Origin of the sequence: Herbaspirillum sp. YR522 (genome assembly GCF_000282575.1) — a bacterium.
In the GTDB taxonomy this organism is placed as follows: Bacteria; Pseudomonadota; Gammaproteobacteria; order Burkholderiales; family Burkholderiaceae_D; genus Herbaspirillum.
On sequence record NZ_AKJA01000132.1, the window covers coordinates 1 to 26,135 of the forward strand.

26 protein-coding genes are annotated in these 26,135 nt (G+C 64.4%); 15 read left to right on the plus strand and 11 right to left on the minus strand.

Features of this window, described 5'->3' with window-relative positions; genetic code table 11:
* Positions 1-145 precede the first annotated feature (145 nt).
* Positions 146-793 carry a DUF1120 domain-containing protein gene (locus tag PMI40_RS18230; RefSeq protein WP_008118396.1) on the minus strand — a complete coding sequence of 216 codons (648 nt, stop codon included), beginning with the start codon at positions 791-793 and terminating at the stop codon, positions 146-148.
* A 135-nt stretch (positions 794-928) separates the two neighbouring features.
* Positions 929-1,108, minus strand: coding sequence for a hypothetical protein (locus PMI40_RS24115; protein ID WP_157221610.1), 180 nt, complete (start codon positions 1,106-1,108; stop codon positions 929-931).
* Here PMI40_RS24115 and PMI40_RS18235 point away from each other — a divergent pair.
* Genes PMI40_RS18235 through PMI40_RS18260 form a run of 6 tightly spaced genes read left to right on the plus strand, consistent with a single transcriptional unit; the run spans position 1,107 to position 6,819 of the window.
* Positions 1,107-2,153, plus strand: coding sequence for a LacI family DNA-binding transcriptional regulator (locus tag PMI40_RS18235; protein ID WP_008118398.1), 1,047 nt, complete (start codon positions 1,107-1,109; stop codon positions 2,151-2,153). The two genes, PMI40_RS24115 and PMI40_RS18235, sit on opposite strands and share 2 nt — an antisense overlap.
* 51 nt (positions 2,154-2,204) lie before the next feature.
* On the plus strand, positions 2,205-3,212 hold the full coding sequence (locus tag PMI40_RS18240; RefSeq protein ID WP_008118400.1) for an ABC transporter substrate-binding protein: 1,008 nt from the start codon (positions 2,205-2,207) through the stop codon (positions 3,210-3,212).
* A gap of 20 nt (positions 3,213-3,232) precedes the next feature.
* Positions 3,233-4,093 carry an ABC transporter permease gene (locus tag PMI40_RS18245; protein ID WP_008118402.1) on the plus strand — a complete coding sequence of 287 codons (861 nt, stop codon included), beginning with the start codon at positions 3,233-3,235 and terminating at the stop codon, positions 4,091-4,093.
* A gap of 10 nt (positions 4,094-4,103) precedes the next feature.
* Positions 4,104-4,907 carry an ABC transporter permease gene (locus PMI40_RS18250; RefSeq protein WP_008118407.1) on the plus strand — a complete coding sequence of 268 codons (804 nt, stop codon included), beginning with the start codon at positions 4,104-4,106 and terminating at the stop codon, positions 4,905-4,907.
* Positions 4,904-6,001 (plus strand): ABC transporter ATP-binding protein, encoded by a 1,098-nt coding sequence (locus tag PMI40_RS18255; RefSeq protein ID WP_008118408.1) that lies wholly within the window; start codon positions 4,904-4,906, stop codon positions 5,999-6,001. The genes PMI40_RS18250 and PMI40_RS18255 overlap by 4 nt, the downstream gene beginning before the upstream one ends.
* On the plus strand, positions 5,998-6,819 hold the full coding sequence (locus PMI40_RS18260) for a phosphodiesterase (RefSeq protein WP_008118411.1): 822 nt from the start codon (positions 5,998-6,000) through the stop codon (positions 6,817-6,819). The genes PMI40_RS18255 and PMI40_RS18260 overlap by 4 nt, the downstream gene beginning before the upstream one ends.
* 66 nt (positions 6,820-6,885) lie before the next feature.
* On the opposite strand, the gene PMI40_RS18265 is transcribed toward PMI40_RS18260, so the two are convergent.
* From PMI40_RS18265 to PMI40_RS18285, 5 genes are all read right to left on the minus strand, one after another.
* Positions 6,886-7,212: a barstar family protein gene (locus PMI40_RS18265; protein WP_008118413.1), complete on the minus strand. Its 327-nt coding sequence runs from the start codon at positions 7,210-7,212 to the stop codon at positions 6,886-6,888.
* 7 nt (positions 7,213-7,219) lie between these two features.
* Positions 7,220-7,639, minus strand: a complete 420-nt coding sequence (locus PMI40_RS18270; protein ID WP_008118414.1) for a biopolymer transporter ExbD — start codon at positions 7,637-7,639, stop codon at positions 7,220-7,222.
* Positions 7,636-8,343: a MotA/TolQ/ExbB proton channel family protein gene (locus PMI40_RS18275; protein WP_008118415.1), complete on the minus strand. Its 708-nt coding sequence runs from the start codon at positions 8,341-8,343 to the stop codon at positions 7,636-7,638. Before PMI40_RS18275 ends, PMI40_RS18270 begins: the two co-directional genes overlap by 4 nt.
* A 104-nt stretch (positions 8,344-8,447) precedes the next feature.
* On the minus strand, positions 8,448-9,254 hold the full coding sequence (dapB, locus tag PMI40_RS18280) for a 4-hydroxy-tetrahydrodipicolinate reductase (RefSeq protein ID WP_008118417.1): 807 nt from the start codon (positions 9,252-9,254) through the stop codon (positions 8,448-8,450).
* A 31-nt stretch (positions 9,255-9,285) separates the two neighbouring features.
* Positions 9,286-9,828 carry an outer membrane protein assembly factor BamE gene (locus tag PMI40_RS18285; protein WP_008118419.1) on the minus strand — a complete coding sequence of 181 codons (543 nt, stop codon included), beginning with the start codon at positions 9,826-9,828 and terminating at the stop codon, positions 9,286-9,288.
* A 97-nt stretch (positions 9,829-9,925) separates the two neighbouring features.
* On the opposite strand from PMI40_RS18285, the gene fur reads away from it, so the two are divergent.
* A complete protein-coding gene (fur, locus tag PMI40_RS18290; RefSeq protein ID WP_008118421.1) occupies positions 9,926-10,351 on the plus strand; it encodes a ferric iron uptake transcriptional regulator in 426 nt (141 codons plus the stop codon).
* Positions 10,352-10,446: 95 nt separating this feature from the next.
* On the opposite strand, the gene hrcA is transcribed toward fur, so the two are convergent.
* The gene (gene hrcA, locus PMI40_RS18295; RefSeq protein ID WP_008118423.1) at positions 10,447-11,472 is read right to left on the minus strand and encodes a heat-inducible transcriptional repressor HrcA; all 1,026 of its coding nucleotides are present in this window, start codon (positions 11,470-11,472) and stop codon (positions 10,447-10,449) included.
* A gap of 75 nt (positions 11,473-11,547) precedes the next feature.
* Complete coding sequence (locus PMI40_RS18300) at positions 11,548-12,264, minus strand: HAD family hydrolase (RefSeq protein WP_008118425.1); 717 nt, start codon at positions 12,262-12,264, stop codon at positions 11,548-11,550.
* Between the two features lie 184 nt (positions 12,265-12,448).
* Between PMI40_RS18300 and PMI40_RS18305 the strand changes: the two genes are divergently transcribed.
* From PMI40_RS18305 to PMI40_RS18340, 8 genes are all read left to right on the plus strand, one after another.
* On the plus strand, positions 12,449-13,366 hold the full coding sequence (locus PMI40_RS18305) for an NAD kinase (protein WP_008118426.1): 918 nt from the start codon (positions 12,449-12,451) through the stop codon (positions 13,364-13,366).
* Between the two features lie 61 nt (positions 13,367-13,427).
* Positions 13,428-15,074, plus strand: coding sequence for a DNA repair protein RecN (recN, locus tag PMI40_RS18310; RefSeq protein WP_008118428.1), 1,647 nt, complete (start codon positions 13,428-13,430; stop codon positions 15,072-15,074).
* Between the two features lie 25 nt (positions 15,075-15,099).
* Positions 15,100-16,137 carry a ferrochelatase gene (hemH, locus tag PMI40_RS18315; RefSeq protein WP_008118430.1) on the plus strand — a complete coding sequence of 346 codons (1,038 nt, stop codon included), beginning with the start codon at positions 15,100-15,102 and terminating at the stop codon, positions 16,135-16,137.
* 451 nt (positions 16,138-16,588) lie between these two features.
* Positions 16,589-17,158 carry a nucleotide exchange factor GrpE gene (gene grpE, locus PMI40_RS18320; protein WP_008118433.1) on the plus strand — a complete coding sequence of 190 codons (570 nt, stop codon included), beginning with the start codon at positions 16,589-16,591 and terminating at the stop codon, positions 17,156-17,158.
* A 138-nt stretch (positions 17,159-17,296) separates the two neighbouring features.
* Entirely contained in the window at positions 17,297-19,243 is a 1,947-nt protein-coding gene (dnaK, locus tag PMI40_RS18325) for a molecular chaperone DnaK (protein WP_008118434.1), read from the plus strand.
* Positions 19,244-19,451: 208 nt separating this feature from the next.
* Complete coding sequence (gene dnaJ, locus PMI40_RS18330; RefSeq protein ID WP_008118435.1) at positions 19,452-20,582, plus strand: molecular chaperone DnaJ; 1,131 nt, start codon at positions 19,452-19,454, stop codon at positions 20,580-20,582.
* Positions 20,583-20,899: 317 nt separating this feature from the next.
* Positions 20,900-21,577 carry a carbonate dehydratase gene (can, locus tag PMI40_RS18335; RefSeq protein WP_040502413.1) on the plus strand — a complete coding sequence of 226 codons (678 nt, stop codon included), beginning with the start codon at positions 20,900-20,902 and terminating at the stop codon, positions 21,575-21,577.
* Positions 21,578-21,905: 328 nt separating this feature from the next.
* Positions 21,906-24,383 (plus strand): hypothetical protein, encoded by a 2,478-nt coding sequence (locus tag PMI40_RS18340; RefSeq protein ID WP_238540978.1) that lies wholly within the window; start codon positions 21,906-21,908, stop codon positions 24,381-24,383.
* A 28-nt stretch (positions 24,384-24,411) separates the two neighbouring features.
* On the opposite strand, the gene panB is transcribed toward PMI40_RS18340, so the two are convergent.
* Together panB and PMI40_RS18350 are read right to left on the minus strand one after the other, a co-directional pair.
* On the minus strand, positions 24,412-25,242 hold the full coding sequence (gene panB / locus PMI40_RS18345; protein WP_008118438.1) for a 3-methyl-2-oxobutanoate hydroxymethyltransferase: 831 nt from the start codon (positions 25,240-25,242) through the stop codon (positions 24,412-24,414).
* Positions 25,243-25,246: 4 nt separating this feature from the next.
* Positions 25,247-25,888: a deoxynucleoside kinase gene (locus tag PMI40_RS18350; protein ID WP_008118439.1), complete on the minus strand. Its 642-nt coding sequence runs from the start codon at positions 25,886-25,888 to the stop codon at positions 25,247-25,249.
* Between the last annotated feature and the right edge of the window lie 247 nt (positions 25,889-26,135).

Consider the following 26,135-nt stretch of genomic DNA (forward strand, 5'->3'; position numbering starts at 1 on the left):
CGGCTGGGCTGTATTTCTCTTGCATGGCAAGGGGCGCGTTGGGAAAACGGAACCCCTGCATTATCCCGGCTCGCCCCGCCGCTGACCTAGCGTTGGCGGCCGATCCTGCTTTCGATATCGGCGCCGGCCGCCGGCATCGCCAGGCTCAGAGGTAGACCAGTTCGAGGGTAGCCGAGCCGTCCAGGTTGATGGCCTCGTTGGCCGGCAGCAGGCTTGCCCGGTTCAGCACGGCGGTCACGTCCAGGGTGGCCACGATGCGCTGGTAGTTGCCCACGGCGAGGCTGCCGGGTGTGCCCCACGACAGGGTCTGGTCGGTGCGCACGCCACCCGTGGTGTTCCTGGTCCAGGCGCTGCCGGCCTGCACACCGCGCGCCAGCAGATCCAGCGTCGCGCCGTCCCCGACGATTTTCCGCATGGCAACCCGGTAGGCGCCGATGTTGGTATTGCCCACCTTGCCCAGGCCATATGTGGCTTTCTGGTCGATCACATCGGGCAATGCGACCTTGCTGGCGCTGCGGTTGTCGGTGGCGCGAATGCCTACCCTGGTCGGTGCGTCGCAGTTGATGCTGAGTTCGACCTCGCGGGTGGCCAGTTTGGTGGCTTCGGTCTGGTCCAGGTTGCGGTAGCTGAGATTGGGATAGTTGACCGTGCCATCGCCTTGCAGCACCGGTACGCAGGCGCTGGGCCGGATCACTCCGCGTACCTGCAGATGGGCCGACCCGCCCACTGCGATGGGGGCGGCCAATGCTGCGGCCAGCAGCAGGGTGGAGTTGATGACGATGCGCTGGTTCATAAAAGCTCCTTGGATAGGTTGAGAGTGGTCTGCGGCGGGCGTTGTCATTCACGTTTTTCTTGTCGACCCTGCAATCCGGGCGATGCCGCCATCACATGTTGTCTAGCGGGCAATGCAATTGCCATCGGAAAACTCTCAAAAAATCACTGAAAATGCCTCGTCGATATGTGGCGGGCTCGTCACAGCGGCCCGCCCGGTACGCCATGGCCCCGGCTTCAAGGGAGCGAACCCGGCATGATGCGGCGTGGCGAGGGTCATCACGTGGTCATATTCAGCGGGCATCATGAAATCGTTTTCATGACGTGGGTATTCCATGCGACCTTCCATCAAACAGGTAGCCACGCTGGCCGGGGTCTCGATTGCGACGGTATCGCGCTTGCTCAATCATCCCGGTACGGTCAGCGCCGAGACTGCCGACAGGATCCAGCGCAGCATCGCGCAACTGGGTTTTCGGCCCAACTTCACCGGCCGTAACCTGCGCGCTGGCAGCTCCCGCACCATCGGCGTGGTATTGCCCACGCTGACCAACACGGTATTCGCACAATGCCTGCAAGGCATCGAGTTGGCCGCGCGCGCACTGGACTACTCGGTCATGTTCACCACCACCGAATACCAGCCGGCCGAGGAGTGCGCCGCGGTCGAACTGCTGCTGGCGCACCGCGTCGACGGCATCATCCTGACGGTCGCCGACGCCGGTGCCAACGCCACGCTGGACTTGCTCGAGCGTGAACGCATTCCGTTCGTGCTGACGTACAACCAGTTGCCCGATCCGCAGCCGGGCATGCCGCCCCGGGCGTCGGTGTCGGTGGACAACCGCGCTGCGGCCTGCGATGCGGTGCGCCACCTGCTGGCGGCTGGCCACCGGCGCATCCGCATGTTGTCGGGCCGTTTCGATGCGTCCGACCGCGCCATGCAGCGCTACCTGGGTTATCTCGACGCCATGCGCGCCGGTGGGGTGGAGCCGATGCCGCCGATCGAACTCGAATTGCACACCCTGACGGCCGCCGCCGATTACCAGCAGATGCTGGCCGATCCTGGCTTGAGGCCAAGTGCCCTGTTCTGTTCCAACGACATGCTGGCCATGAGCGCCATGCGCGACCTGCGCGCGCTGGGGTTGCGATTGCCGCAGGACATGTCGGTGATGGGCTTCGATGGCATCCCGATCGGGGCCCTGGTCGAGCCGGTGCTGGCCAGCGTGGTGCAGCCGTCCGAGCAGATCGGCGACGTCGCGCTGCGCACCTTGCTGGCACTGCTGGAGCAGCGTGGCGGCAAGTCGGCGCCGCCGGCCGGGCCGGGGCGGCAAGTGTTGGCCCACGGCATACGCAGCGGCGGCTCGGTGAGTCCGCTGGCAGGCACCTGAATTTCGCAGCAGTTTTTCAACCACCTCCACTTCATTTACAGGGGAACCGAGATGTTCGGCAAACGTGTTATCCAAACCCTGGTCGGCAGCGCGATGCTGTCGGCCTGCCTGGCCGCTTCGGCGCAGACCGCGATCTGCTACAACTGTCCGCCGGAATGGGCGGACTGGGCGTCCCAGATCAAGGCGATCAAGGACACGACCGGTATCACCGTGCCGCCCGACAACAAGAACAGCGGCCAGGCGCTGGCCCAGATGCTGGCCGAGAAGGCCAGCCCGGTGGCCGACTTCGCCTACCTTGGCGTGAGCTTCGGCATCGAGGCGCGCGGCAAGGACCTGGTCAGCCCGTACAAGCCGGCCCACTGGAACGAAGTGCCCGCCGCACTGAAGGACGCCGACGGCTACTGGACCACCATCCACTCCGGCACCATGGGCCTGATGGTCAATGTCGATGCGCTCAAGGGAAAGCCGGTGCCCAGGTCGTGGCAGGACCTGCAAAAACCCGAGTACAAGGGGCTGGTCGGCTACCTCGACCCGGCCAGCGCCTTCGTCGGCTATGTCGGCGCGGTGGCGATCAACCAGGCGCTGGGCGGCACGCTGGACGATTTCTCGCCGGCCATCGGCTTTTTCAGGAACCTGCAGAAGAACCAGCCCATCGTGCCCAAGCAGACCTCGTATGCGCGCCTGATCTCGGGCGAGATCCCGATCCTGCTGGGCTATGACTTCGATGCCTACCGTGCCAAATACAAGGACCATGCCAACGTCGCCTTCGTCATTCCCACCGAAGGCACCGTGACCGTCCCTTACGTGGTGGCGCTGGCCAAGAATGGCCCGCACCCGGAGCAGGCCAGGAAGGTGCTGGATTTCCTGCTGTCGGACCAGGGCCAGGCCATCTGGGCCAATGCCTACCTGCGTCCGGTGCGCGCCTCGGCCATGTCGAAGCAAGCGGAGTCGCGCTTCCTGCCGGCGGCCGATTATGCCCGCGCCAAGCCGGTGGACTACGGCAAGATGGCCGAGGCGCAGCGCAAGTTCGGCGAGCGCTACCTGGCGGAAGTGCGCTGATGCGCGGGGCAGGACAGACCATGGATGCAAGCCGTCTTTCAACGGCGCCGCCGGCGCACGGCACCAGGCGTGGCGAGGGCGCCTGGCTGTGCTTCGCCGCCCCCGGCGTGGCCTTGTTCTGCGCCTTCTGGCTGCTGCCGATGGTGCGGCTGGTCGGCGTGGGCGCCAGCGGGCCGGGCGGGGCGATGGCCTATCTGGCGGTGCTCACCAACCGCCATTACTTCACCAGCCTGCTGTCGACGCTGGCCTTGTCGGCGGCAGTCACGCTGGTGACGCTGGCGATCTCGGTGGCGGTGGGTCTGTTCCTGCAACGCAACCGGTTCTTCGGGCATTCGATGTTGCTGGCCATGTTGACCTTTCCGCTGGCCTTCCCCGGCGTGGTGGTGGGCTTCATGGTGATCATGCTGGCCGGCCGCCAGGGCCTGGTCAGCCGTTTCACCGATTGGCTGCTGGGCGAGCCGCTTGTGTTTGCCTATGCCTTGCCGGGCCTGTTCCTGGGTTACCTGTATTTTTCGATCCCGCGCGTGATCCTGACCGTGACCGCCGCTGCCGCCAAGCTCGACACTTCGCTGGAAGAAGCGGCGCGTTCGCTGGGCGCGCGGCCCTGGCAGGTGCTGTTGCAGGTCATCCTGCCGGCCCTGGCGCCGGCCTTGATCTCGTCGGGCGCGATCTGCTTTGCCACCAGCGTGGGCGCCTTCGGCACGGCCTTTACGCTGGCGGCCAATATCGATGTACTGCCGATGACCATCTATAACGAATTCACCGGCTACGCCAACTTCGCCACTGCCGCGTCGCTGTCGGTCGTGCTGGGTGCGATTACCTGGCTGGTGCTGGCGCTGGCCCGTTCGCTGGCCGGCAACGGCGTGGCTGCGGCGGCATGAGGAGCGATGCATGAGACGTGACTTGCGATTCTGGCTGCAACTGGCCTTCACGCTGCTGGTGTGCAGCTTCATGATCGTGCCGGTGCTGCTGTCGATGGTGGCCGGGTTGACCGAGAATTTCTTCGTCGGCATTTCCAGCGGCTTGACCCTGCGCTGGGTGGCACAGGTCTGGGAGATGTACCAGCCGACCATCTGGCGCTCCATCTTCATCGCCCTGTCGTGCCTGCTGGTCACGCTGGCCACCGGGGTGCCGCTGGCCTATATGCTGGCGCGCTATCGCGGGGGCAACAGTCGCCTGGCGCGCGTGATCGAAGAGCTGCTGATGATGCCGGTGGCGGTGCCGGGACTGGCCACCGCGCTGGCGCTGATCATGGCCTATGGCCAGTACCGGGCGTTTCGCGGCAGCCTGTTGTTCATCCTGGTGGGACACGTGCTGTTCGTGCTGCCGTTCATGGTGCGCCCGGTGCTGGCGGTGATGCAGTCGTCGCAACTGGCGCAGCTCGAGGAGGCTGCCGCCAGCCTGGGCGCCGGCATGCTGCGGCGTTTCTTCGGGGTCGTCGTTCCCAATGTCAGTGGCGGCATCCTGGCCGGTTCGCTGATGGTGGTGACGCTGTCGATCGGTGAATTCAATATCACCTGGATGCTGCATACGCCATTGACCATGACGCTGCCGGTTGGCCTGGCCGACGCCTATGCATCGATGCGGTTGGAGGTCGGCTCGGCCTACACGCTGATTTTCTTTTTCATGATCATTCCGCTGCTGGTGGGCATGCAGTGGGTGACGCGGTTCGCAGACAAGAGGGCAAGTCCATGAAGCAAGCTGTATCGATACGCCTGGCCGCCTGTGCCAAATCCTTCGCGGGTGGCCACCGCGCGCTGCAGCCGCTGGACCTCGAGATCGAGGCCGGCGAGACCCTGGTGTTGCTGGGGCCATCGGGTTGTGGCAAGACCACCACGCTGCGCATGATCGCCGGCCTGGAGTTTCCCGATGCGCCCGGTCGGGTATGGTTCGGCGACGACGACGTGACGGCGCTGCCGATCGAGAAACGCGGCGTCGGCATGGTGTTCCAGAACTACGCGCTGTTCCCCAACATGAGCGTGGGCGAAAATATCGCCTATGGCATGAAGCTGCGCAAGATCGCCGCACCCGAGCGCGCCGCGCGTGTCGAGCGGCTGCTGGAGATGGTGCATCTGCAGGGCCTGTCGCGACGCCGTGTGGACCAGCTGTCGGGCGGGCAGAAGCAGCGCGTGGCCCTGGCCCGCGCGGTGGCCGTCGAGCCGCGCGTGCTGCTGCTCGACGAGCCATTGACCGCACTCGACGCCAAGCTGCGCGAGGCCGTGCGCAGCGACTTGAACCAGTTGTTGCGCAGCCTCGGCATCACGACCGTGTATGTAACCCACGACCAGGGCGAGGCGATGGCGCTGGGCGACCGCATCGTGGTGATGGAGCGCGGACGCATCGCCCAGGTCGGCACCCCGCAGGACATCTACTATCACCCCGCCAATGCGTTCGTGGCCGATTTCATCGGCGCCATGAACCGGGTACAGGGCGTGGTGTCGGGCGGTCGCTTGCAGACGCCGGCAGGCAGCCTGGCGCTGGCCGGGCAGGTCGCCGAAGGACAGGTGGCGACGGCCATGTTCCGCCCCGAGGATGTGCGCGTGATCGATCTCGCGCCAGGCCAGCGGCCCGCCGAAGGCCGTGCGGACATGGCCGGCATGTTCAATGGCAAGGTGGTGTCGAGCTTCTTCATGGGCGACCGTACCCGACTCGAGATCGACATCGGCGCGCCGCATCCGCTGATCGCCGAGACCGCGCGACGCGGCCATTGGCATGGCGGGCAGGGGGTGGCGCTGGAGGTGCCGCTGTCGGCGCTGGTGCGCCTGCCGGCGGTCGGGGAGGCAGCATGATCCTGGCCCAAATCTCCGACCTGCACATCAAGACCGATGGCATGAAATCGTATCGCGTGGTGGACACCGCCGAAAGCCTGCGGCGCTGCGTGGCGCAACTCAATGCCTTGCGCCAGCAGCCCGATGCGGTGGTGATCACGGGCGACCTGGTGGACTTCGGCAAGCCCGGCGAATACGCTTTCCTGCGCCAGTTGCTGGCGCCGCTGCAACGGCCTTATTACCTGTTGCCGGGCAATCACGACGAACGGGAGGCCTTGCGGGCGGCGTTTCCGGCGCACGACTACCTGCAGCAGGGCGGCGAGCGTATCGAATACGTGGTCGATATCGGTCCGCTGCGCATGGTGGCGCTCGATACGGTGATTCCGCGCGCCAGCGGCGGCGAACTGGCACCCGGGAGCCTGCAATGGCTGGACCATACGCTGGCACGGCAGCCGCTGCGGCCGACCGTGATCGCGATGCACCATCCGCCATTTACCACCGGCATCGGCCACATGGACGACATGGGGCTGGCCAATCCCGAGGCGCTGGCGGCAGTGGTGCGCAAGCACCCGCAGGTCGAGCGGGTGTTATGCGGTCATTTGCATCGCGCCATCCAGAGCCGCTTTGCCGGGACCCTGGCGTCGACCTGCCCGGGAGTGTCGCATCAGGTCGATCTTGATCTGGACCGACAGGCACCGTCGGCCTTCGTGATGGAACCACCCGGCTTCCAGTTGCATTGGTGGGATGAGGCGAGCCGTTCGCTGGTCAGCCATACCGCGTTCATCGGGCAATTCGATGGGCCTTATCCGTTCTATGACGGCGACCAACTGATCGACTGAGGTGGCGTCACGCGCGCGTCAACGGGTTGCCGTCTTGGCATCACCCGGTGGTTTCGAGCGGGCGAACTACTTCCAGGCCAGTTCCAGTACCGGCGCCTCGTCGTAGTCCTCGCAACGGTCGTTGATGGCGGTACAGCAGAACTCGACTTCCTCGACCAGGTCGGGCAAGCGGCGATGCAGGTCGGCGCTGCCGGTGATCTCGATACGCAGCATCTCCTTGGGCTTGAGCTTGAATTTGCACATGCCGTCGTCGTCGCGCAGGTAGGACAGGCAATCGACCCAGGCGTCCATGTTGCGACCATAGAAATCGGGAAAGCCGAACGCTTGCGCGCTCAGGTCGTGAAAGCTTTCCCAGTCGGTGATGCGGTCGCCCGCCAGTTGTACGCTTGCCATGGTTGCCTTACTTTTTCTTGGGTTCGGTGACGAAGCCGAGCTTGGTCAGGCCGGCGCCCTGGGCGGCCGACATCACTTCGGCAATGATCTCGTAGCGGGTCGACTTGTCGGCGCGCAGCTGCAGTTCGGGTTGCGGCTGGCGCGCCGCGGCGCTGGCCAGGCGGGCATCGAGCGCGTCCATCCCGACGGCCTGGTCGTTCCAGTACAACTTGCCGGCGGCGTCGATGGCAATGGTGACGGTCTCGGGTTTTTCGGGCGCCGGCGCCGAGCTGGCGGTGGGCAGGTCGAGCTTGACCGCGTGCGTAAACAGCGGCGCCGAAATGATGAAGATCACCAGCAGTACCAGCATCACGTCGACCATCGGCGTGACGTTGATGTCGGCCATCGGGCCGGGGTTCTGGTTGTCGTTGAAACCGCCGAAGCTCATGATGCGGCCCTCCGGTCGGCATCGCCCACGCGCGCACCGGTGGTCAGGTAGGCGTGCAGGTCGTGCGCGAAGCCATCGAGCTCGGCCAGGCGCACGCGGTTGATGCGGGTGAAGGCGTTATAGGCCAGCACGGCGGGAATGGCCACCACCAGGCCCAGCGCGGTCATGATCAGCGCCTCGCCCACGGGGCCGGCGACCTTGTCGATCTGTACCGTGCCGCTGGCCGAGACCGCCGCCAGCGCATGGTAGATACCCCAGACCGTGCCGAACAGCCCTACGAAGGGCGCGGTCGAGCCGACCGAGGCCAGCAGCGTCAGGCCGCGCTCCAGGCGCGCCGAGACACGGTTGATCTCGCGCCGCAAGGTGCGGGTGATCAGCTCGCCAGGGTCGGTGGCGGCATTGAGCGAGGCTCCCGGCTGCTGGCGATGGGATACGTCGGCGGCTGCAGCAGCCCGTTCGGCCAGGGGCGTGTAGATCGCCTCGGTGTCGAGTCCCTGCATGGCGCCGATGGCGTCGACCAGCGTCGGTGCCTGCCAGAAATCGTCGAGCGCATTGCTGCCGGCCCGGATGCGCCAGGCCGACCAGGCCTTGGCCAGGATGTAGTACCAGCTGGCCACCGACATCAGCAGCAGCAGGTAGGCCACGGTGTGCGACACGGCGTCGCCTTGCGCCCAGTAATGGGCAAATCCGGTTGTCGATTCCATATCTGGACCTCATGTCGAAACGGCCATGGCCGTAAAAGAAAAATCGCTGCCGGACCAACCCTGGTGCGGCAGCGACTCGTCACTAGCTTGGCCGGCAGGGCGGCTTAGCGCAAGCCCAGCACGTCCTGCATGTCGTACAGCCCGGTCGGTTTGTCGGCCAGGAAGCGTGCCGCGCGCAGGCTGCCCATCGCATAGGCGACGCGGCTGGACGACTTGTGCGAAATCTCGACCCGCTCGCCGATGCCGGCAAACAGCACCGTGTGGTCGCCGATGATGTCGCCGCCGCGCACCGTGGCAAAGCCGATCGACGATGGATCGCGCTCGCCGGTGACGCCTTCTCGGGCGTAGACGGCAACGTCGTCGAGCTTCTTGCCCAGCGAGTCGGCAATGACTTCACCCATCTTCAGTGCGGTGCCCGAGGGCGCGTCGACCTTGAAGCGGTGGTGCGCCTCGATGATCTCGATGTCGTAGCCGTGGGCGAAGTTCTTGGCCGCCATTTCCAGCAGCTTCAGGGTGACGTTGACGCCCACGCTCATGTTGGGGGCGGCCATGATGGCGACCTTGTGCGCAGCACCGGCGATCAGTTCGCGCCCGACCGGCTCGAAGCCGGTGGTGCCGATGACGACCTTGACGCCATGCGCGGCGCAATACTCGACATGCTTGAGCGTGCCTTCGGGACGGGTGAAGTCGATCAGGACGTCGGCCCCGGCCAGGCCGGTGGCCAGTTCGGAGGTGATCGTCACGCCCGTGGCGCGGCCCAGGAACAGGCCGGCATCGGTGCCCAGCGCCGGCGACTGCGCCACGTCGAGGGCGCCCGACAGGGTAAGATCGTCGGCATTGACGATGGCTTCGATCAGCATGCGGCCCATGCGCCCGGAGGCGCCGGCTACCGCGATTTTCAGGACGGCCATGGGATATCGGGTCAGTGAGGTTGCTGGATGGTCAAGGCTTGGCGGAAGTGGGCGCCTGCGGCGACGCCGGCTTGGTATCGGAGTCGACCAGCTTGGCCTTGGAGCCGGTCTTGGCGTTGGTGATCAGGGTCAGGTATTCGCTTTCGGTGGGCAGGTTCTCGCCGCCCTCGATGTGCTCGACCAGGTCATCCTTGAAGAATACCGAGACCCGGCTGGCCATGATTTCGCCGTTGCCTTTGGCCAGGCGGAAATCGTAGTCCCAGCGATTGGCGTGGAACATGTCGTTCAACAGCGGCGTGCCCAGCACGAAGCGCACCTGGTCGCGGGTCAGGCCCGGACGCAGCTGGGCGACCATTTCCTTGGAGACGAAATTGCCCTGCTGGATGTCGATGCGATAAGGCCGCAAAAAGCCGAACAGGCTGCCGCTCTTGCCCGATACCTTCACGCCGGAAGTGTCTGCCGCGGCGCTCGTGTCGGGGGTCTTGGTCGAGGAACAGCCGGACATGGCCAGCGTCAGCGCCGCCGCCAGGATGGCAAGGCGGCCGGTCGCCACGGAGTGGCTTCGGGACTTCATTCGGGGCAGCATACGCATAAAGAAAGATATCAACCGGGTTGAACCATGGACCTAAAGCGCTATATGATAAGCCAGATAACCTCCAATTTACTCAACCATGCCCAATAATCCCTCCGAACTCAAGGCCAGCGGCCTGAAGGCTACCCTGCCGCGCCTGAAGATCCTTGAGATCTTCCAGAACACCAGCGTGCGCCACCTCAGCGCCGAGGATGTCTACAAGCAATTGTTGTCGGACAACCTCGACGTCGGCCTGGCGACCGTGTATCGGGTATTGACGCAGTTCGAGCAGGCAGGCCTGCTGCAGCGCAATCACTTCGAGACCGGCAAGGCCGTGTTCGAGCTCAACGAGGGTTCGCACCATGACCACCTGGTATGCCTGGATTGCGGCAAGGTGGAAGAATTCTTCGATGCCGAAATCGAGAAGCGCCAGCTCAAGATTGCCCAGGAGCACGGTTTCGAGATCGCCGACCACGCCCTGGCGCTGTATGGCCACTGCAAGAACTGCCGTCGGCCGAAGAAGTAAAAAGCGGTCAAGAGCCGGCCTGCGGGGCCGAAAAACCGAAAGCCACGTGGTTTCACGTGGCTTTCGGTTTTTTACGGCCGAACAAACGCGCCTGTCTAGTGCTGGCTCAGCGCGCTCGACAACAGCTTGGCGGTGATGTCGACGATCGGGATCACCCGTTCATAGGCCATGCGGGTGGGGCCGATCACGCCCAGCGTGCCGACGATGCGGCCGTTGACCTCGTAGGGGGCGGTGACGATGCTCATGTCGTCCATCGGCACCAGCTGCGATTCGCCCCCGATGAATATCTGCACGCCCGTGGCTTTGCTGGACACGTCGAGCAATTGCAGCAGGCCAGTCTTCTTCTCGAACATGTCGAACAGCTGGCGCAGCGAATTCATGTTGGACGACAGGTCGGTGACCGACAGCAGGTTGCGCTCGCCGGAAATGACCACGTTGTTGTCGGCATCTTCGCTCATGGCGTCGCTGCCGGCCTCCACGGCGGCCTGCATCAGCATGGTCATGTCGTCGCGCAACTGGCGCAGCTCGCCCTGCAGGCGCAGTCGAACCTGCTCGAACGACTGGCCCGCATAATGCTGGTTGATGTAGTTGGCGGCCTGGGTCAGCTGGCTCGGGGTGTAGTCGACTTCGGTCAGCAACATGCGGTTCTGCACGTCGCCGCCCTGGTCGACGATCACCAGCAGGATGCGTTTTTCGGACAGCCGCAGGAATTCGATCTGCTGGAACACCGCTTCGCGCCTGGGCGTCATGACGACCCCGGCAAACTGCGATAGCGACGACAGCACCTGGGCGGCGTTGGTGATGATCTTCTGCGGCGAGGTGTTTTGCAACCGGTTCTGCATGCGGCCTTCGAGGGCGCTCTCGTCGATCGCCTCCACCGTCAGCAAGGTATCGACGAACATGCGGTAGCCGCGCGGCGTGGGCACCCGGCCGGCCGAGGTGTGCGGGCTGGCGACAAAGCCCATCTCTTCCAGGTCGGCCATGATGTTGCGGATCGTGGCCGGCGACAGTTCCAGCCCCGACAGCTTGGACAGCGCGCGCGAACCCACAGGCTGGCCGTCGGCGATATACCGTTCGACCAGGGCCTTCAAGAGAGTACGTGCGCGGTTGTCGAGTTGCATGCTTACTATTCTAACGACTAATCGATGCAAAAGCGGTGCTTGGCTTGACCTCGTGGCAAATAAGCCGCTGGACGGTCAATCCAGCTGTTGCAGCCAGTGTTGCAGCTCATGCAGGTCGCGGCAGATGGCGTCCGGTGCAAAGCCGGGTTCCAGCTGGCGCTCGAAGCGGTTCATCCATACCGCGCGCAACCCGGCCTGCTGGGCGCCGCGCACGTCCAGTGCGAGGTCGTCGCCGACATAGACGGTGTGGGCGGGGGCGATGCCCAGCGCATCGCAGGCGGCGTGGAAGATGGCGGGGTCGGGTTTGGCGCGGCCGAAGGTGTGGGCCGCGATCGAGACCTTGAAATGACCGGCCAGGCCGATGTGATCGAGGTTGGCGAAGCCATTGGACACCGAGCCCAGGGTCAGTGTCTGGCCCAGTCGCCGCAAGCCAGGCTCGACGTCGTCGAACAGGTCGACGGTGCTGCGCGCTTCGGAGAACAGCGCCATGGCGTGTTCGACCAGTCCCGGGTCTTCGCCGTGTTCGAGAAATACCTCGGTCAGCGCGGCATGACGCAGCTTCCACAGGTCGATGCGGTACACCGGGTCGCTTTCGAGCAGCGCCATGCGGCGCTCGCGCAGGCTGGCGATGGTGTGGGTGCGGGTGATGCGTGGCGCATTCTGGCGCAACCAGTCGAACAACAGGGTCTCGGCGCGCACCAGCACCGGCTGGATCGCCCATAGCGTGTCGTCGAGGTCGAACAGGACCGCCTTGACGGCCGGTGCGCGAGCGGAGCTTGCAATTTCATTCATTGGCATTCATTTTCATGATCAACAGGCGCCGGCCCGGTCGGGGCGGACGTCCGGGGCGGGCTCGACAGCCGGGTCCGCGCAGGCAGGCCGTCACCGGCGTTTTGGGTGGGCGCATCGCGCCGGTATGCGCGAAATGCGTTGCGCCAGGTTCTGGGCAACATCAAATTATGTTCTAATCCGCAGCATGTGGCCCATCAAATTACCCATCCAGGCAGCGGTACCCAAGACGATCGCCATCGTCGGCAAGTTTCAGGCGGTCGGCATTACCGAACTGCTGTCCGAGATTGCCGTCTTCCTCGAGTCGCACGGTCACACCGTGGTGTTCGAGGCCGAGACCGCCCACAACGTCGCGCTGGACGGGTACGACGCCATGACGCCGGAACAGATAGGGCAGCACGCCGACCTGGCCATCGTGGTCGGTGGCGACGGCACCATGCTGGGCATTGCACGCCAACTGGCGCCTTACAACGTGCCGCTGATCGGGATCAACCAGGGCCGCCTGGGTTTCATCACCGATATTTCCCAGGACCGCATGATACCGTCCCTGGGCGATATGCTCGAAGGCAAGGTCGAGGCCGAGTCGCGTTCGCTGCTGGAGGCGCGGGTGTTTCGCGAAGGCGTCGAGATCTTCCATGCGCTGGCCTTGAACGATGTGGTGGTGGCGCGCGGCGCCACCTCGGGCATGGTCGAGCTGCTGGTCGAGGTCGACGGCCGCTTCATGTACAACCAGCGTTCCGACGGCCTGATCGTGGCCACCCCGACCGGCTCGACCGCCTATGCCCTGTCGGCCGGCGGCCCGATCCTGCACCCCAGCCTGCACGGCATCGTACTGGTGCCGATCTCGCCGCATGCGCTGTCGAATCGGCCCATTACCATTTCGGATTCTTGCGAAATCGTCATCCAGGTGGTGGCGGGGCGCGAGGTCAGTGCCAACTTCGACATGCAGTCGCTGACCAGCGTGCTGCACGGCGACCGGATCGTGATTCGCCGCTCTGCCCACAAGATCACCTTCCTGCACCCGCAGGGCTGGAGTTATTTCGACACGCTGCGCCAGAAGTTGCACTGGAACGAATATCCGTCGCTGGAAGGGCGGCTACAATAGGCGCCAACTGATGCGGCAGCGAGCTGCCCGCCCATCGCGCCATCCACCTGTCCAGGACATCATGCTGCGTACCCTCACGATTCGCGACTTTGTCATTGTCGACGCCATCGAGCTCGAATTCGCACGCGGGTTTTCCGTCTTCACCGGCGAGACCGGCGCCGGCAAATCCATCCTGATCGATGCCCTGGCCCTGGCCCTGGGCGGTCGCGGCGACGCCAGCGTCGTGCGCGAGGGCGCCGCGCGGGCCGACATCAGCGCCGCCTTCACCCCGACGCCCGAAGTGCAGGCCTGGCTGGAGGCCAACGAATACCACGACGAGGACGGCGGCGTGCTGCTGCGGCGGGTGATCGATAACGCCGGGCGCTCCAAGGCCTACGTCAACGGCAGCGCCGCCACCGCCACCCAGTTGCGCGAACTGGGCGAAATGCTGGTCGACATCCACGGCCAGCATGCGCACCAGTCATTGATGAAACCCGATGCCCAGCGGCACCTGCTCGATAGCCAGGCCGGGCTGCTGGAGCTGGTGCGCGAGGTTGCCGGCGCCCATCGCCACTGGCGCGCCCTGGCCCGCCAGCGCGAACAGTTCGAGCAGGACCAGCGCAATGTGCTGCTGGAGCGCGAGCGGCTGCAATGGCAGGTAAGCGAACTGGACAAGCTGGCCGTGAAGCCTGGCGAGTGGGACGAGATCAGCGCCGAGCACACCCGCCTGTCGCATGCCGCCGCGCTCATCGGCGGCGCCCAGGAGGCCTTGCTGGCGATCTCCGAATCGGACGCGCCGATGCTGTCGCAGTTGTCGTCGATCACCCAGAAGCTGGGCAAGCTGGCCGATGTCGATGTTGCCTTGAAGCCGGTGCTCGACGTGCTGGAGCCGGCGCGCATCCAGATGCAGGAGGCGGTCTACGCCCTCAACGACTACCTGGGGCGGGTCGAGCTCGATCCGGCCCGGCTGCAGGAGGTCGAGTCGCGCCTGGAAGCCATTCATTCCACCGCCCGCAAGTTCCACGTGCAGCCGGACGACTTGCCGCAGGAACACGCCAGCCTGTCGGAGCAACTCAGGCAACTGGCCGACGCCAGCGACCTCGACGCGCTGCGCGCGCAGGAAGACAAGCTGAAGTCGGCCTACCTGGCCCTCGCCGGCAAGCTGTCCCGGGCGCGCGCGGCCGCCGCCGAGGCGCTGGGCGCGGCCGTCACGGCGGCCATGCAGGACCTGTCGATGTCGGGCGGTCGCTTCGCCATCGCCCTGCACGGCGGCGAGCCCGCCGCCCATGGCCTGGAGCAGGTCGAATTCCAGGTTGCCGGACATGCCGGCGTGGCGTTGCGCGCGCTGGCCAAGGTCGCCTCCGGCGGCGAACTGGCCCGTATCTCGCTGGCCATCTCGGTGATCGCATCGCACGCCACAGGCACGCCGACGCTCATCTTCGATGAGGTCGACAGTGGTATCGGCGGCGGCGTGGCCGAAGTGGTGGGGCGCCTGCTGCGCCGCCTAGGGCAGGAGCACCAGGTGTTGTGCGTGACGCACCTGCCGCAGGTGGCCAGCCAGGCCAACCAGCACTTCCAGGTCAGCAAGCGCAGCCAGGGTGAACGTACGCTGTCGACCATCGACGCGCTCGACGCCAAGTCGCGCGTCGAGGAAATCGCCCGCATGCTGGGCGGACTCGAGATCACTGCCACCACCCGCAAGCATGCGCGCGAATTGCTGGCGTCCTGAGCGTTCCTCCTTCTATCCCGATTCGATGTCATTCAAACCAGAGCCCCCGCTTCCCACCGACCGTAGCACCGCCGTCGTGCTGGTCAACCTCGGCACGCCCGACGCCGCCGAAACCACGGCGGTGCGGCGCTACCTGAAGCAGTTCCTGTCCGATCCACGGGTGGTGGAGATCCCGCGCGCGGTATGGTGGTTCATCCTCAACGGCGTGATCCTGCCGTTTCGCTCCTCGCGCTCGGCTGCCAAGTACCGCACCATCTGGACCGAGCAGGGGTCGCCGTTGATGGTGCACACCCGGCAACAGGCTGCCGGACTGGGCCGGTTGCTGGCCGGTCGCGGCCACCAGGTGCGCGTCGAGCACGCCATGCGCTACGGCAATCCCGCTCTGCCGGACGTGCTGCAGCGGCTCAAGGCAGAGGGTTGCCAGCGTATCCTGGTGCTGCCTGCCTATCCCCAATATTCGGGTACCACCACCGCCTCGATCTTCGACGCCGTGTTCACCCATTATCGGCAGGTACGCAATATCCCGGCGTTGCGCCTGGTGCGTGACTATCATCTGCATCCGGCCTACATCGATGCCTTGCGGCAGTCGGTGCAGGCCTACTGGGCCGAGCACGGCTGCGGCGAGCGCCTGGTGATGAGCTTTCATGGCGTGCCTCGCCGTACCCATGAACTGGGCGACCCGTATTACGACGAATGCCTGCACACAGCCAGCTTGCTGGCGCAGGCACTGGGACTGGAGGCGGATCGATACCTGGTGACGTTCCAGTCGCGCTTCGGGCGCGCCGAATGGCTGCAGCCCTATACCGCGCCGACCGTGGCGCAATTGGGACGTGACGGGATAGGACGCATCGATGTGGTCTGTCCCGGTTTTACCAGCGATTGCCTGGAGACCCTGGAAGAAATCGCCATGGAGGTCCGGGACGAGTTCCTGCATGCCGGTGGCGCACAATTCCATTACATCGCTTGCCTCAACGAATCGCCGCCCTGGCTGGCGGCGTTGGCCGACATCGCCGAGCAGGAACTGGCCGGATGGCCGACGCGCCAGGCGGGGCTGCTAGAATAACTGGCTCGAGCGGGAGAGCGGCGGCAGGGCAAGCCGGCGTGGGGGCTGGCGGTGCAGGCGGTTGCTACAGGGCAAACTCCCCGACCAGCTGGGAATAGCTGATCCACGCCGTCGCCAGCAGGCTGTAGGCCGCGACCAGGATGGTCACTGCGATCAGAGGCAATTTCATGGTGTCCCCCATTTGGATGTCGGCGCTGTCCGCGCATGGCGCCCCACCATGTTAGGCCACGCCGGCATCGACTTGAAGCCGGGGCGCGACATGTTTGTAACCCCTCGTAACAATTCTCTTGTTGAAATGACAGGAAAAGGCAAAAAGGCCTTGAAATGCGGGCAAGCCCCCCTTATCTAGGGCGGCATCCGGGTTCGGTCCTGTCATCCCTGTTGTGCCTTGGCGACGGGACGCCTGGCAAGACTTCACGTAACGCTTTGATTTGTTGGAGGTAATTCAGGAATGCAAGACAACGATAAACAGCAAGCCCAGAACGAGCAGGCGTCGGTGCAGGCCGAACAGGTGAACAGCGGTGAAGGCGAGGCCCAGGTGGAGCCGGTCGCTGCCGCCGAGCCGACACTGGAAGACAAGCTGGCCGCCGCTGAAGCGCGTGCCGCCGAGATGCAGGATGCTTTCCTGCGGGCGCGTGCCGAGGGCGAAAACATTCGCCGCCGCGCCCAGGACGATATCGCCAAGGCCCACAAATTTGCCATCGAAGGGTTTGCCGAATCGCTGCTGGCGGTCAAGGACAGTCTTGAAATGGCCCTGAAGCTGGACAATCCCAGCCTTGAATCGCTCAAGGAAGGGGTCGAGATGACCTTGAAGCAACTGTCTTCGGCGTTCGAAAAAAACAAGTTGCAAGAGGTCAACCCACAAGCCGGTGAAAAACTCGACCCGATGAAGCACCAGGCCATCTCGGCCGTGCCGGCCGAGCAGGACGCCAATACCGTGGTCACCGTGTTGCAGAAGGGCTACGTTATTTCCGAGCGTTTGCTGCGCCCGGCACTGGTGACGGTGGCACAGGGAAAGTAATTCAGGCGGCGGACGCCAAAAGGCATAAAAATTGCTTTTTGGGCTGGCTCCGGCGCTTGAAACTCTGACTGTCCTCCACATATTAAAACCATTCAAAACTACTATGGCCCGGCATCCAGGGCCGATCGAGGAAAAATCATGGGAAAAATCATTGGTATTGACCTGGGCACCACCAACTCTTGCGTTTCCGTCATGGAAGGCAATACGCCCAAGGTAATCGAGAACTCCGAAGGCGCGCGTACCACGCCGTCGATCATCGCCTATCAAGAAGACGGTGAAGTCCTGGTCGGCGCACCCGCCAAGCGCCAGGCTGTCACCAACCCCAAGAACACCATCTACGCGGCCAAGCGCCTGATCGGTCGCAAGTTCGACGAGAAGAACGTGCAGAAGGACATCGACCTGATGCCCTACCAGATCGTCAAGGCCGACAACGGCGACGCCTGGATCGGCGTGCGCGACAAGAAGCTGGCACCACCACAGATCTCGGCCGAAGTGCTGCGCAAGATGAAGAAGACGGCAGAAGACTACCTGGGCGAAGAAGTGACCGAGGCGGTCATCACCGTGCCGGCGTACTTCAACGATGCACAGCGTCAAGCCACCAAGGATGCCGGCCGCATTGCCGGCCTGGACGTCAAGCGCATCATCAACGAGCCGACCGCGGCGGCATTGGCATTCGGCCTGGACAAGGCTGAAAAGGGCGACCGCAAGATCGCCGTGTATGACCTCGGCGGCGGTACCTTCGACGTGTCGATCATCGAGATCGCCGATGTCGATGGTGAAAAGCAGTTCGAAGTGCTGTCGACCAACGGCGACACCTTCCTGGGTGGCGAAGACTTCGACCAGCGCCTGATCGACTACATCATCGAAGAGTTCAAGAAGATCAACGGCCTGGACCTGTCCAAGGACGCCATCGCCCTGCAACGCATCAAGGCCTCCGCCGAGCGTGCCAAGATCGAGCTGTCGTCGTCGCAACAGACCGAGATCAACGAACCGTACATCGCCATGGCCAATGGCGCGCCGGTCCACCTGAACCTGAAGATCACCCGCGCCAAGCTCGAATCGCTGGTCGAGGAACTGATCAACCAGACCATCGAGCCATGCCGCATCGCCATCAAGGATGCCGGCGTGAAGGTGTTTGATATCGATGACGTGATCCTGGTCGGCGGCATGACCCGCATGCCCAAGGTGCTGGAAAAGGTCAAGGAATTCTTCGGCAAGGAACCACGCCGTGACGTCAACCCCGACGAAGCCGTCGCCGTGGGCGCCGCGATCCAGGGTTCGGTGTTGTCGGGTGATCGCAAGGACGTGCTGCTGCTGGACGTGACCCCGCTGTCGCTGGGTATCGAGACCATGGGCGGCGTGATGACCAAGATGATCAAGAAGAACACCACCATCCCGACCAAGTTCAGCCAGGTGTTCTCTACCGCCGACGACAACCAGCCGGCAGTGACCATCAAGGTGTACCAGGGCGAGCGCGAGATGGCGGCCGGCAACAAGGGCCTGGGCGAGTTCAACCTGGAAGGCATCCCGCCGTCGCCACGCGGCACGCCGCAGATCGAAGTGACCTTCGACATCGACGCCAACGGCATCCTGCACGTGGGCGCCAAGGACAAGGCCACCGGCAAGGAAAACAAGATCACCATCAAGGCGAACTCGGGCTTGAACGAGGACGAGATCGAAAAGATGGTGCGTGACGCCGAAGTCAACGCCGAAGAAGACAAGCGCCTGCGCGAGATGGCCGAGAGCCGCAACCAGGGCGATGCGCTGGTGCACTCCACCCGCAAGGCGCTGACCGAATACGGCGACAAGCTGGAAGGCGGCGAGAAGGAAATCATCGAGGCAGCCATCAAGGAACTCGAGGATGTCCTCAAGGGCGACGACAAGGCAGCTATCGATGCCAAGACCGCTGCCCTGTCGACTGCGGCGCAGAAGCTGGGCGAGAAGATGTATGCCGACCAGCAGGCGCAGGCAGCCGCGGCCGGTGGCGCTGGCGCCGCCGGTGGTGCGGCCGAGGGCGCTGCCGCCGGTGCCGGCCGTGCCAAGGACGACAACGTGGTCGACGCCGACTTCAAGGAAGTCAAGTAATCCCAGCCTGACGCCAACGACGGACGGCATGTGCCCGGGTGCCAGACCGGCTGTGACAAGCAGCCGGTTTGGCAACCCGGGCCGATTTTTGAAGTGCGTATTATCCAGTGCACGCATAAGCACCGGCGGCCACGCCAGGTTCAGCGACCAACGCTGCACTTGGCTTTTTCCGTATGTTGGTTTCGGCCTTTAGAGACGAGTTGCAAATATGGCAAAACGCGATTTTTACGAGATTCTCGGACTGGCCAAGAACGCCACCGACGAAGAGATCAAGAAGACTTATCGCAAGCTTGCGATGAAGTATCATCCTGACCGCAATCCTGACAGCAAGGGCGCTGAAGAGAAGTTCAAGGAGGTCAAGGAAGCCTACGAGATGCTGTCCGATCCCGAGAAGCGCCAAGCCTACGATCGCTACGGCCATGCCGGCGTCGATCCCAACATGGGCGGCGGCGCGGGCGCCGGCGCCGGTGGTTTCGCCGATGCCTTCGGCGACATCTTCGGTGACATCTTCGGTGGCGGCGGCGGTGGTCGTGGCCGCAGCGCGGGACCCCAGGTCTATCGCGGCGCCGACCTGCGCTACAACCTCGAGATCACGCTGGAACAGGCCGCCCACGGTTTCGATACCACCATCCGGGTACCGTCCTGGGACGAATGCGGCACCTGCCACGGCAATGGCGCCAAGCCGGGCACCACGCCCACCACCTGCGGCACCTGCGGCGGTCACGGCCAGGTGCGCATGCAGCAGGGCTTTTTCAGCATCCAGCAGACCTGCCCCAAGTGCCACGGCAGCGGCAAGGTGATTCCCGAACCCTGCCCGACCTGCGCCGGTGCCGGACGGATCAAGCGCAACAAGACCCTGGAAGTCAATATTCCCGCCGGGATCGACGACGGCATGCGTATCCGCTCGGGTGGCAACGGCGAGCCCGGTGTCAACGGTGGCCCGTCGGGCGACCTGTATGTCGAGATCCACATCAAGCAGCACGATGTGTTCCACCGCGAGGGTGACGACCTGAGCTGCGAAATGCCGATTTCGTTCGCCAAGGCAGCGCTGGGCGGCGAGATCGAAGCGCCCACGCTCAATGGCAAGGCGGCCTTCTCCATTCCCGAGGGGACCCAATCGGGCAAGACCTTCCGCCTGCGCGGCAAGGGCGTCAAGAACGTGCACTCCAAGGTGCCGGGCGACCTGTTCTGCCGCGTGGTGGTCGAGACCCCGGTGAAGTTGACCGAACGCCAGAAGGACCTGATGCGCGAGTTCGAGCAGTTGACCACCGAAGGCGGCGCCAAGCATAGCCCGCAAACCAAGACCTGGAAGGACAAGGTCAAGGAATTCTTCGAGTAACGGGCTTCGTGCCGGATACCGGCCGGCCATGCGCCGGCCGCTTCCTTGCCGCGTATCTTCTATACAATGCAATCGCGGTGATATCGCCATCGTCCACGGTGCCCATGTGCCGTGGCAACCGGAAGACCAGGAGCCACACGCCTGAAAAGCAGCGTCGCGCAGGGGCCGGCATATCGGCGCGACATCGGCAACACGGACATCGCAACGATGCCGGCCGCAAGCTGCTTGTCTTTCGCTCATCCATCCAGCGCGCTATCGCGCCGCCTGCCCACGCAGACGGCGCATCGATGCGCGCGACCAACCAGATCTTGCCGCCCATGACATCACCAAGCCCACAAGACATGATCCAGGAACAGCTGCTCAAGGGAAACCGCCGCTGGGCCTCCGAAATCACCGCCCGCGACCCCGACTTCTTCAAGAAGCTGGGTGCCCAGCGCTCGCCCGAATACATGTGGATCGGCTGCTCGGACAATCGCGTGCCGGCCAACGACCTGCTGGGCTTGCTGCCCGGTGAACTGTTCGTCCATCGCAACATCGCCAACGTGGTGGTGCACACCGACCTGAATTGCCTGTCGGTGTTGCAGTTCGCCGTTGACGTACTGAAGGTCAGGCACGTGATCATCTGCGGCCACTATGGCTGCGCCGGCGTGTCGGCCGCGCTGACCAAGCGCCGTGTCGGCCTGGCCGACAACTGGCTGCAGCATGTGCAGGACGTGCATGAAAAGCACCTGCACTGTTTCCACGACGGCATGAGCCACAACGAGCAGCACGATCGCCTGTGCGAACTCAACGTGCTGGAGCAGATGGCCAACATCTGCCGCACCACCATCGTCACCGACGCCTGGGAGCGCGGCCAGGAGCTCAGTATCTATGGCCTGGTCTATGGCGTGCACGATGGCCTGTTGCGTAACCTGACCGAGGCCATCGGCAGTGCCGACGAATGCCAGCGCCACCTGAGCCAGAGCCTGGCGCGTTACGCCGACGTGCAACGCTGAGGCGGCCTGCAGCGTTTGGGGTGGACGGGCGCATGGCCCAGTCAACAGCGGCCCGGTCGAGGAATCGACCGGGCCGTTTTGCATGGGGACCATGTCATCGCCGCGCCGCGCCGCGCAGGCCTGGCCTGCCGATCCGTGGCGCATGTGCCTTGGCCTGACGCCGACGCCGATGCCGACGCGGGTGGATGGAACCGGGCAGGAAAGAATCGTCACTTATTTCCGTTGCCTCACTCCTCGCCCCACCAAGCCTGAAACGAATGAATCGCGCGACCGCCTCGCCCGCGGTCCGCTCACGTTTGGCCAGGCGCAAACCTGTAAAGAAATCAATATGCCCACGATCGCTCCTAGCTTCCCTGTGGTGACGGCCGGTCTCGACCCTGCCGCGCTGAAACCGGCCGACCTCAAATCGGCATCGGTGCCGGTCACGACCCCGAAGGTAGCCCTGTCGACAGACCAGCAACGCGCCACCGGTCCGGCCGGCCTGGCATTGCCCAAGACCTCCCAGACCAGGCTGAGGAACACCGCCCGCCATTTGCAACAGGTCACGCAGGCGCTGGGTGAGGAGCTCATGGCCCTGCACGAGCAATTGCGTGGCCAGACCGACGACGATGGCCAGGCCGGCGGCCTGATCCGGCGCAATCGGCTCAAGACCCGACTTGGCAACCTGATGGACAAGACCAGCGAGATGAGCAATTTCCGGCTCTTTCCGACGAGCACGCCGCATGGCGAGCCAGGCCGCCTGGCGGCGCTGTTGCTGGAGCGGCAGAGACAGGCTGGCGGTCCGCAGCCGCATGTGCTGGCCCAGTTGGGCCTGGAACAGAAGCTGCAGGTGCTGTTCGACTATCACCCGCAACTGGCCGGGGTGGTCGAGCGTGCCGGCCGCGGCAAGGTCGCCGCGGCAGTGCAGCACATGGCCTCGAGCAGCCCGCGCGTGGACCTCACGCTGGACGCCATCGACGACATGTACGCCCAGGTGCGAGCCGCGCGCGAGCAGGGCCACACGGATGCGCACATCACGCAGATGCTGAGCCAGGCCACCTCCCGCTTGCAGGCATCGGGCGGCATTTTCGGCAGGGCCTCGACGCGCATCAGGAATAATCCGGGCAACAACGATGAAGTCGATGCCAACATGCTCGGCAAGTGGATCGCACAGGGCAAGCCGGTGGCGACCACCGAAACCGTGCGCTATGGTTTCATCAACAAGGCGCCGGGCGTGGTCGACACCGACGACCAGGTCCTGCTCGAGAAGTGGCTCGGGGTGGCCGGTTTCGACACCAGCGAGGTGGCGGGCAATACGCCGCTGCTGGTGCGCGAGTGTGCCGACCGGGAACACCTGAGCCAAGCGGTGGAGGAACCGCTGCGCAAGCGCCTGATCGTCGATGAACCATTCGAAGTCTTCAATCCGGCGGGCGCGCGCAGCGACGAATCGACGCCGCTGTTGCATGGCGCCGCCACCACCACGGTCGAGATCGAGCAGGTGCCGATGCTGCTGGCGCTCAAATACGTCATCTGCGGCCAGGACCAGCGGGTGCACCAGGACGTGCTGAAGATACTGGACGACGCCAGGATCATCGAAGCCTTCTCCAGCCACGATCCCGCGCTGGCCGAGAAGATCTCGGGCGCGCTGCGCGGTGCCGACCAGCCGGCTGCGATGCGCCTGCACCGCAAGCTGGTGGCCGCCGAATTGATGAATACCTTCCTCGAGGGCGGCTCGGCGCTGGAGACGGCCAAGGACGTCGCGCCCTACGCCCTGGGCGGGATGTTCATGGAAGCGGTGAAGCACCTGACGCCGGACGGCTTGCCCAAGTCGATCGTGACCGAACTGTTCCTGGGCGGCGCTGACCTGGGCGACAACGGCATGGGCTGCATGGCAGAGCTGAGGTCGCAGGCCATGACGGTCAAGGGGATCGAGGTGGGCGGCATCGCCGACCTGTACGAAAAGACCTTCGGCCAGCCAGGCGCCAACATGGGGGTCATGCTGGCGCACCTGGCCTTGCTGGGCGCCGGGGCCGCCAACCCGGAAAGCAAACTGGCGGGGGTGGCCAAGGCCATGGGTTTCGTCAAGCCCACCGGCCCGCTGGCCGCCATCACCGAGACCCAGATGCAATCCTTCCTCACCGGCTCGGGAGTCAGTGTGGCCATGACCACGCTCTATTCCGGCGCCGGTGCGCTGTCGTCCAATCCGGCCTTCCTGGCGCTCCTGGGCGCGGGTGCCATCATGGGCACTTCCATTTCGCCGGCCATCGGCTTTGGCATCCTGCATGCCGAGCTGGCGCTGGCGGTGAAGAAGCGACTGGTGGACCGGACCCTGGCCCCGCCGCAAGAGCTCGCGTTGAGCGATGACGCCGCAGTGACCAGGTTTTGCCATAAGGAAGCGATGAACCAGTTGATGATGCAGACCGGCAATGGCGCAGGCAACATCGCCTTCCTGTTCGCACCGCTGGCGGCCAGCGCCAAATTGCTGGGGTTCGCGGTGCCCAAGGAACTGGTCGACCTGGTGCTCGAGCCGCTGATGCCGGGCATGGAGAATATCGTGCGGGTCGGTGCCATGGATGACCACGAAGCATCCAAGCGGGACGCCATCAAGAAGATCAAGGAAAAATGCATCGAAGAAGCTGCCGACGGCAATGCCACGCCGATGACGCTGGACGATTTCGATGCCATGACGCTGAGCGGGGTCGACAGGGTTGCGGCGCAATGGTCACTGACCATCGCCAGTCCCTTCGTGTGGATGCTGGGGCGCAGCCACTACCCTGACCTGGTGCCGGTACCGTCGCAGGCAGACGCGCCCGACACCCGGCATTGAGCGTGGCCGGGCGCGGTTTCGGATAGGGTCAGAAGCAGTGTTGCGGCGCCGGGAAGCTGCCCTCCCGAACCGCCGTCACATAGGCTGCGAGCGCGGCCTCGATACTGTCGGCGCCTTCCATGAAATTGCGTACGAAGCGGCTCTTGTGGCCCGGGAAGACGCCCAGCATGTCGTGCATCACCAGCACCTGGCCCGAACAGTCGGGACCGGCGCCAATGCCGATGGTGGGGATGGTCAGGCGCTCGGTGACTTCCCGGCCCAGGGTCGCCGGCACCGCCTCGATCACGATCAGCGAGGCGCCGGCCTGTTGCAGCGCGGCCGCATCGGCATGCAACTGGGTAGCGCCGTCGCTGGTCTTGCCCTGGACCTTGAATCCGCCCAGTTGATGCACCGATTGCGGCGTGAGACCGATATGGGCGCACACCGGGATGCCGCGCTCGGTGAGGAACCTGACCGTGTCGGCCAGCCAGGCACCGCCTTCCAGCTTGACCACCTGCGCACCGGCCTGCATCAGCACTGCCGCATGGCCAAACGCATCTTCGCGCGAGGCGTAGGTGCCGAACGGCAGGTCGGCGACGACCAGCATGGCGCCGGCCCCGCGCGCCACGCTGGCGGTATGGTAGGCGACGTCGGCCAGGCTCACCGGCAAGGTCGAGCCATGGCCCTGGCAGACCATGCCCAGCGAATCCCCGATCAATACCGTATCGACTCCGGCGCGATCCATCAGGCTGGCGAAGCTGGCGTCGTAGCAGGTCAGCATTGAAATCCTGTCGCCCTTGTTGCGCATCGCCTGCAGCGTGTGTGTCGTGACCGGCTTGCTGCGCGCGGCCGAACCGGATTGCTGAAGATAACCTGCCATGGGTTCAAACTCCCTGATTGAGAAAGGCACGCTTGCCGCGCATCGCTTCGATGTGCAGCAGCAGCGTCTGGAGGTCGGCATCCTGGTGTGCCGGATCCAGGTGCTCGGTGTTGATGGTCAGCACCGGCGCCTCGTCGTAGTGATAGAAAAAGTTGCTGTAGCCGTCCGACAGGCTTTGCAGGTATTCCGCCGAGATCGCCTCTTCCATGTCGACGGCACGTTGCGCGATGCGCGCCTGCAACACCTCCACCGGCGCCTGCAGATACAGCACCAGGTCCGGCACCCGGACCTGCACCCCCAATTGCGCATGCAATTGCTGGTACAGCAGCAGTTCGGGTTCGGGCAGGGTCAGTTGCGAAAACAGCATGTTCTTCTCGAGCATGAAGTCGGCCACGAAGCGTTGCTCCAGCAGCGCCTCGTCCAGTGGTGCCCGCAATTGATGCAGGCGCTGCAGCAGGAAGCAGGTCTGGGTCTGGAACGCAAACCGTGGCGCGTCGCGATAGAAGTCGGCCAGAAAGGGATTGGCCTCGGGTTGTTCGAGCAGGGCGTGGGCCCCGAACAGGGTCGATAGACGTTGCGCCAGCGAGGTCTTGCCGACCCCGATCGGGCCTTCGATGGCGATATAGCGATAGCTGTCCAGTTCCATGGATGTTCTCTTTTCTTGGATGTCGGAAATCGTGTCCCGGCAGGTGCGGCATTGTAGTTGATTTTGCCGCCGCCACCGGCGTGTCGGGCTTCAGCCCCGGCTGATGGATAAGAGAGGATTCATGTGGTTGTTTTGACAATGTTTAGTCGGAATAGCGTGGTGTCCCTGACAATTCGGTAGTAAATCGCCCTTTATTCGAAAGAAAGCGAGGCGCCTGGAGACCGCAAAATGGCTTAGGCCCCCAATG

Coding starts and splice junctions, on each gene's coding strand:
- PMI40_RS18230 (WP_008118396.1), bottom strand. CDS start 793: ATGAACCAGCGCATCGTCATCAACTCCACCCTGCTGCTGGCCGCAGCA.
- PMI40_RS18235 (WP_008118398.1), top strand. CDS start 1,107: ATGCGACCTTCCATCAAACAGGTAGCCACGCTGGCCGGGGTCTCGATT.
- PMI40_RS24115 (WP_157221610.1), bottom strand. CDS start 1,108: ATGGAATACCCACGTCATGAAAACGATTTCATGATGCCCGCTGAATAT.
- PMI40_RS18240 (WP_008118400.1), top strand. CDS start 2,205: ATGTTCGGCAAACGTGTTATCCAAACCCTGGTCGGCAGCGCGATGCTG.
- PMI40_RS18245 (WP_008118402.1), top strand. CDS start 3,233: ATGGATGCAAGCCGTCTTTCAACGGCGCCGCCGGCGCACGGCACCAGG.
- PMI40_RS18250 (WP_008118407.1), top strand. CDS start 4,104: ATGAGACGTGACTTGCGATTCTGGCTGCAACTGGCCTTCACGCTGCTG.
- PMI40_RS18255 (WP_008118408.1), top strand. CDS start 4,904: ATGAAGCAAGCTGTATCGATACGCCTGGCCGCCTGTGCCAAATCCTTC.
- PMI40_RS18260 (WP_008118411.1), top strand. CDS start 5,998: ATGATCCTGGCCCAAATCTCCGACCTGCACATCAAGACCGATGGCATG.
- PMI40_RS18265 (WP_008118413.1), bottom strand. CDS start 7,212: ATGGCAAGCGTACAACTGGCGGGCGACCGCATCACCGACTGGGAAAGC.
- PMI40_RS18270 (WP_008118414.1), bottom strand. CDS start 7,639: ATGAGCTTCGGCGGTTTCAACGACAACCAGAACCCCGGCCCGATGGCC.
- PMI40_RS18275 (WP_008118415.1), bottom strand. CDS start 8,343: ATGGAATCGACAACCGGATTTGCCCATTACTGGGCGCAAGGCGACGCC.
- dapB (WP_008118417.1), bottom strand. CDS start 9,254: ATGGCCGTCCTGAAAATCGCGGTAGCCGGCGCCTCCGGGCGCATGGGC.
- PMI40_RS18285 (WP_008118419.1), bottom strand. CDS start 9,828: ATGAAGTCCCGAAGCCACTCCGTGGCGACCGGCCGCCTTGCCATCCTG.
- fur (WP_008118421.1), top strand. CDS start 9,926: ATGCCCAATAATCCCTCCGAACTCAAGGCCAGCGGCCTGAAGGCTACC.
- hrcA (WP_008118423.1), bottom strand. CDS start 11,472: ATGCAACTCGACAACCGCGCACGTACTCTCTTGAAGGCCCTGGTCGAA.
- PMI40_RS18300 (WP_008118425.1), bottom strand. CDS start 12,264: ATGAATGAAATTGCAAGCTCCGCTCGCGCACCGGCCGTCAAGGCGGTC.
- PMI40_RS18305 (WP_008118426.1), top strand. CDS start 12,449: ATGTGGCCCATCAAATTACCCATCCAGGCAGCGGTACCCAAGACGATC.
- recN (WP_008118428.1), top strand. CDS start 13,428: ATGCTGCGTACCCTCACGATTCGCGACTTTGTCATTGTCGACGCCATC.
- hemH (WP_008118430.1), top strand. CDS start 15,100: ATGTCATTCAAACCAGAGCCCCCGCTTCCCACCGACCGTAGCACCGCC.
- grpE (WP_008118433.1), top strand. CDS start 16,589: ATGCAAGACAACGATAAACAGCAAGCCCAGAACGAGCAGGCGTCGGTG.
- dnaK (WP_008118434.1), top strand. CDS start 17,297: ATGGGAAAAATCATTGGTATTGACCTGGGCACCACCAACTCTTGCGTT.
- dnaJ (WP_008118435.1), top strand. CDS start 19,452: ATGGCAAAACGCGATTTTTACGAGATTCTCGGACTGGCCAAGAACGCC.
- can (WP_040502413.1), top strand. CDS start 20,900: ATGACATCACCAAGCCCACAAGACATGATCCAGGAACAGCTGCTCAAG.
- PMI40_RS18340 (WP_238540978.1), top strand. CDS start 21,906: ATGCCCACGATCGCTCCTAGCTTCCCTGTGGTGACGGCCGGTCTCGAC.
- panB (WP_008118438.1), bottom strand. CDS start 25,242: ATGGCAGGTTATCTTCAGCAATCCGGTTCGGCCGCGCGCAGCAAGCCG.
- PMI40_RS18350 (WP_008118439.1), bottom strand. CDS start 25,888: ATGGAACTGGACAGCTATCGCTATATCGCCATCGAAGGCCCGATCGGG.